This window comes from Candidatus Andeanibacterium sp. (assembly GCF_057143545.1).
Genome location: NZ_DBNHSF010000118.1, coordinates 1 through 5,403, shown reverse-complemented (window position 1 = coordinate 5,403; position 5,403 = coordinate 1). Strand labels below are relative to the sequence as shown.

At 63.3% G+C, this 5,403-nt stretch carries 7 protein-coding genes and 1 pseudogene; 5 read left to right on the top strand and 3 right to left on the bottom strand.

The annotated features are described in order from the left end of the window. The 4 genes from AC16XC_RS07445 to AC16XC_RS07430 form a co-directional block, all read left to right on the top strand. The coding region (locus AC16XC_RS07445; protein WP_484034016.1) for a response regulator at positions 1 to 197 on the top strand (197 nt) is incomplete at its 5' end. A gap of 68 nt (positions 198 to 265) precedes the next feature. After that, a complete protein-coding gene (locus AC16XC_RS07440; protein ID WP_484034015.1) occupies positions 266 to 508 on the top strand; it encodes an acyl carrier protein in 243 nt (80 codons plus the stop codon). A 7-nt stretch (positions 509 to 515) separates the two neighbouring features. Then, positions 516 to 1,733, top strand: coding sequence for a serine palmitoyltransferase (spt, locus tag AC16XC_RS07435; protein ID WP_484034014.1), 1,218 nt, complete (start codon positions 516 to 518; stop codon positions 1,731 to 1,733). Between the two features lie 64 nt (positions 1,734 to 1,797). After that, positions 1,798 to 2,787 carry a GSU2403 family nucleotidyltransferase fold protein gene (locus tag AC16XC_RS07430; protein ID WP_484034013.1) on the top strand — a complete coding sequence of 330 codons (990 nt, stop codon included), beginning with the start codon at positions 1,798 to 1,800 and terminating at the stop codon, positions 2,785 to 2,787. On the opposite strand, the gene AC16XC_RS07425 is transcribed toward AC16XC_RS07430, so the two are convergent. Genes AC16XC_RS07425 through AC16XC_RS07415 form a run of 3 tightly spaced genes read right to left on the bottom strand, consistent with a single transcriptional unit; the run spans position 2,784 to position 4,597 of the window. Continuing rightward, on the bottom strand, positions 2,784 to 3,449 hold the full coding sequence (locus AC16XC_RS07425) for an aquaporin (RefSeq protein WP_484034012.1): 666 nt from the start codon (positions 3,447 to 3,449) through the stop codon (positions 2,784 to 2,786). The two genes, AC16XC_RS07430 and AC16XC_RS07425, sit on opposite strands and share 4 nt — an antisense overlap. Next, positions 3,442 to 3,942, bottom strand: a complete 501-nt coding sequence (locus AC16XC_RS07420; protein WP_484034011.1) for an arsenate reductase ArsC — start codon at positions 3,940 to 3,942, stop codon at positions 3,442 to 3,444. Before AC16XC_RS07420 ends, AC16XC_RS07425 begins: the two co-directional genes overlap by 8 nt. 25 nt (positions 3,943 to 3,967) lie before the next feature. Further along, positions 3,968 to 4,597 (bottom strand): YqaA family protein, encoded by a 630-nt coding sequence (locus AC16XC_RS07415; RefSeq protein ID WP_484034010.1) that lies wholly within the window; start codon positions 4,595 to 4,597, stop codon positions 3,968 to 3,970. Positions 4,598 to 4,895: 298 nt separating this feature from the next. Between AC16XC_RS07415 and AC16XC_RS07410 the strand changes: the two are divergent. Continuing rightward, positions 4,896 to 5,403 (top strand): annotated as a pseudogene (locus tag AC16XC_RS07410) (hypothetical protein); the annotation flags it as partial.

Below are 5,403 nucleotides of genomic sequence, written 5' to 3'. Positions count from 1 at the left end.
TGCCCAATGTGTCGGGGCTCGAACTGATCGCGCAGATGAAAGTCGATTCGGTCCTTCGCGCAATACCGGTGCTGGCGGTGACCGCCTATGCCGGCAAGGGAGACGAGGAGCGGATTCGCGATGCCGGGGCGGAGGGCTATCTCGCCAAGCCGGTGTCGATCGGGCCGTTCATGCAGGCAGTGAACGGGCTGATCTGAGCGGGCAAGCTTGACAATCCCGCCTCCACGCCGCTTTTGCGCCGCATTCCCCTCCTAGGAGCCCGCACATGGACCGTGCCGCAGTCGAAACCAGCATTCGCGAACTGATCGATCCCTTCAACAAGAAGGGCGTCGAGATCGAAGACTCGACCACTTTCGCCACCGACCTCGAATTCGACAGCCTGACGGTGATGGATTTCGTCGCCGCGATCGAGGACGAGTTCGACATCATCATCAGCATGAACCAGCAGGCCGAGATCGAGAATTTCGGCCAGCTGGTCGATGCGGTGGTCAAACTGCAGGGAGATTGACGCGCCGATGAGCGGAGGGGGAACCAAGGGCGACCTGTTCAGCAAGTTCGATGACATCATCGCGCTGAGGGAAAACCTGCTCGCGGGCGGGGCCGAGGACCCGTTCAACCTGGTGATGGAGAAGGTGCTTTCTCCCACCCGCGCGATCTGCAACGGACGCGACACGATCCTGCTCGGCACCTACAATTACATGGGCATGACGTTCGACCCGGACGTGATCCAGGCCGGCAAGGATGCGCTCGAGAATTTCGGGTCGGGCACCACCGGCAGCCGGGTCTTGAACGGGACCTACCAGGGACATCGCGAATGCGAGGACGCGCTCCGCGAATTCTACGCGATGGACCATGCGATGGTCTTCTCGACCGGCTACCAGGCCAATCTCGGGATCATCTCGACCATCGCCGGGAAAGAGGATTACATCATTCTCGACATCGACAGCCATGCCAGCATCTGGGACGGCTGTTCGCTCGGCAATGCGCAGATCGTGCCGTTCAAGCACAACGACATCGAAGCGCTGGAGAAGCGCCTGCGCCGGGTTCCGGAAGGCGCCGGCAAGCTGGTGGTGCTCGAAGGCGTCTATTCGATGCTCGGGGATATTGCTCCGCTCAAGGAAATGATCCGCATCGCGAAATCCCATGACGCGATGGTGCTGGTCGACGAAGCGCATTCGATGGGCTTCATCGGGCCGCACGGGCGCGGGGTCGCCGAAGACCAGGGCGTGCTCGACCAGGTCGATTTCGTGATCGGGACCTTTTCCAAGAGCGTCGGCACGGTCGGCGGGTTCTGCGTCTCGAACCATCCCAAGTTCGAGGTGCTGCGGCTGGTCTGCCGGCCCTATGTCTTCACCGCCTCGCTCCCGCCTTCGGTCGTCGCCACCGCCGCGACTTCGATCCGCAAGCTGATGCATTCGGGAAACAAGCGCTCGCATCTGTGGGAGAATTCGCGCAACCTCCACAAGGGCCTGAAGGAACTCGGCTTCCAGCTCGGCACCGACGAGCCGCAAAGCGCGATCATCGCGGTGATCATGCCCGACCTCGCCCAGGGCGCGGCGATGTGGGAAGCGCTGCTGCACGAGGGGCTCTATGTGAACCTCGCCCGCCCGCCGGCGACCCCCGCGAACATGACGCTGCTGCGCTGTTCGCTCTGCGCCGAGCATTCAGAGGAAGAGGTCAGCACCATCCTCGGCATGTTCGAACGCGCCGGGAAGGGTGTGGGGATTATCTAACTATTTTGGATTAAACGATTTATCCCACATTTTGTGATTTCGTGATTTTGTGGGATAAACAGCTATGGCCGACCTTACGCCCTTTACCGACGAGCAGCTTCGCGCGCTTATCAATCTTCGCCAGCGCTACGAAGTCTGGCGCGACGCCGAGCGTGCGTTGCGTGCGCTCCCCTACGACCTGCGGATCAAGACCGTCGATGGCCGGAAATATCTCTACGAAATCGCAGACCGTTCGGGCAACGGGAAGAGCCTTGGCCCGGTCGACGACGCGCGGCAGGCGCACTTCGAGCGGTATCGGGCGGAGAAGGGCGCACTCAAGGCGCGTCGCGATTCGGCTTCCGAAGCGCTCGCGGAATCGGGCCGCATCGCCCGAGCACTGCGCATCCCGTTGCTCGCCAGCGAGGCCGGCGCAATCTTGCGCGAGGCCGACATTCGCGGGTTGCTCGATGGGGCCCTGCTGGTTGTCGGAACGAATTGCCTGATCGGTTACGCGTTGGAGGCCGCGGGAAAGATTGACGTAACAGACGAAACGATCGACTTCGACCTGGCATGGGCTTCGGCCGAGGATCTCGGCGGTGCGCCGGTATGGTCAATGCTCAAGGCCGTGGACCCGACGTTCACGCTCAACATTGAACGCTCGTTCCAGGCGCGCAACGCGAAGGCCTATGAAGTGGAGCTGCTGGTTGCACCATCAAGAGTGGCGACCCTTGGACGAGTGGAGCAGCCGCGCCCGATCCCATTGCCTGCGCAAGAATGGCTCCTGCTTGGCAGGCCATCCGATCAGGTGGTCAATTGCCGCGACGGATCGGCAGCCCGCATTGTCGCGCCGGACCCGCGGTGGTTTGCACTCCACAAGCTCTGGTTGTCGGAACAACCCGAGCGCAATCCGCTCAAGCGCAAGAAGGATCTGCAGCAAGGCGTTGCGGTGCTCGATGCGGTCGCAGAAGCGATGCCGCAATATCCGCTCGATACCGCATTCGTGGCCGCGATTCCGCCCGAGCTTGAACCCCATTGGGACGAATGGCGCGCGGGGAATGCGGCAGGCGATTCCTAACTCCGCTCCGCCGCAAACAGCCATCTGCCCAGCAGCACCGCAACCATCGCCCCAGCCAACTGCGCCGCGACGAAGCCCGGGACATCCGCCGGGGCAATGCCCGAGAAACTGTCCGACAGGCTGCGCGCCACGGTGATCGCGGGGTTGGCGAAGCTGGTCGAGGAGGTGAACCAATAGGCCGCGGTGATATAGAGCGCGACCGACGCCGCGATCGCCTGCGGCTTGTGGCGCAGCGTCCCGATGATTGTCAGCACAAGGCCGAAAGTGGCGACGAACTCGCCCGCCCATTGGCCGAGCCCGGTCCGTTCCCGGACCGAGAATTGCAGGATCGGGACTTCGAACATCAGATGCGCCGCCCAGGCGGCAAGCACTCCCGCCACCAATTGCACCAGCACGTAGAGCACGGCATCGCGCGCGCCGATCTCGCGCCGCAAGGCCATCGCCAGCGTCACCGCCGGGTTGATATGGCAGCCCGACACGGGTGCGAGCATGGTGATGAGCACGAACAGGATCGCCCCGGTCGCGCCGGTATTGGCGATCAACGCGACACCGTCGTTCCCGCCCGCCAGCCGCTCGGCCATGATCCCCGAGCCGATCACCCCGGCGAACAGGAAGAAGCTGCCCAGCGCTTCGGCCGAAAGGCGGCGCCGCAGGTCAGCCATGGGCCGTGCTCCCTTCGGCCTCGCGCCCGATCGCCATGACAGCCCTGCGCCAGTCCTGCGGTGACAGGGCCTGTTCGTCGAGTTCGAGCAGGGCCTCGATCCGCTGCGACAATCGCCGATAGGCGGTCTCGAAGCCCGCCAGCTCGCCATCGTCGGTTTCGCCCGCCGGGTCGGGGATGCCCCAATGCGCCTGCATCGGATGGCCGGGAAAGATCGGGCAGCTTTCGCCCTTGGCATTGTCGCAGACGGTGATCACGAGATCGACCGGCTGAGCACCTTGACCCGTAAACTCGTCCCAACTCTTGGAACGCAGGTTCGAGATGTCGTGTCCCTTGGCTGCGAGCAGTTCGAGCGCCAGCGGATTGGGCACGCCGCGCGGCTTGCTGCCGGCGGAAAAGCCGCGAAAACGCTCGCCGCCCTGCGCATTGAGGATCGCCTCGGCGAGGATCGAGCGCGCCGAATTGGCGGTGCAGAGGAACAGGACATTGCGCATCGCCGGACCCAATGTGACCGAAATGTTACGGCATGGTGGCAGAGGCGCAGATTTCCTGCGTTTCCTCGTTGCCACCCTCGAGGAAGGTCAGCGCGACGAACCCGGCGACCACCGCGATCGCGAAGCCGGCGGTCGCCAGCCCGAGATATTTGTCGATGAAGGCCTTGATCGGCCGCCCGAACAGGCGGAACAGCACGCCCACGATCATGAAGCTGATCGCGCGCGAAACGATACTGGCCAGGATGAAGGTCACGACATTCATCCCGATGAAGCCGGCGGTGATCGTCAGCAGCTTGAACGGGATCGGCGTGGCGCCCTTGATGATCAGGATTTCCGCGCCGTATTCGCGCAAATAGCAGGCCGCGACCGGGAAGCTCTCGGTCAGGCCGAGCCAGGCCAGCAGCTGGGTGCCAACCGTATCGTAGAGCCCCCAGCCGATCGCGTAGCCCAATAGCCCGCCCGCGACCGATGCCAAGGTCGCGATCACCGCAAAGCGGACCGCCTTCCTCGGTTCGGCGAGGCACATCAGCCCCAGCACCGGATGCGGCGGGATCGGAAAGAAGCTCGCTTCGATGAAGGCGAACAGCGCCAGCCAGTATTCCGCCTGAGGATGCGCGGCCTTGGCCATGGTCCAATCGTAGAGGCGGCGCAGCATGGGTTCGGGCGTTCGCTCGTCCAGAGTTTCGTCACCCTGAACTTGTTTCAGGGTCCATTCCTCCTCTGGCACAGGCAGAGCGGGAGGCACAATGGATGCTGAACCGAGTTCAGCATGACGGATGCGGAAAAGCCGGGCGATAGCAGCGGCGGAGTTGCCTGATATAACCTATTTGGCACTTTTTTGTTGACATCGTGACGCTATATGGTTAGAAAAGATGAACATCGCGATAGTGTGATTCGAGCAGGCGGTCCAAACGGGCCGCCTTTCTGGTTCCAGCAGCAATCAGGAGTGACCCTTGGCCGACAGCAACCCGGCCGGCCCGGCCTGGGTTCCGGCGTTTCTTGCAGGGCTCGCCGAAACGGGCGTGGTCAAGCTTGCCGTCAGGGCGGCAGGCATCGCCCATGGTTCGGCCTATTCCCGGCGCCGGACCAATCTGCAGTTTGCCCTCGCCTGGGATGCGGCACTGGGGCGCTGCCCGAGCGAAGCAGGCGAGGCCGAAATCGACCAGCCGCAACCCAGGCGCAATGCCGGGTGGCGCAGGAACTTCCTCGAAACCCTGGCCGAAACATCGAATGTCACCGCTTCGGCTAAGGCGGCAAACGTACCCCTGCGCACGGCCTACCGGGAGCGCCGGGCGGATTCCGAGTTCCGGGCGAAATGGTACGAGGCGCTGCTCGAAGGCTACGAGCATCTCGAAATGGAAACGCTTCACCGCCTGCGGATGGGCACGGCCAAGGACGATCCGAAATTCGACATCGCCAATGCGCTGCGCCTGCTGGCGCTGCACAAGGAAACCGTCGCCC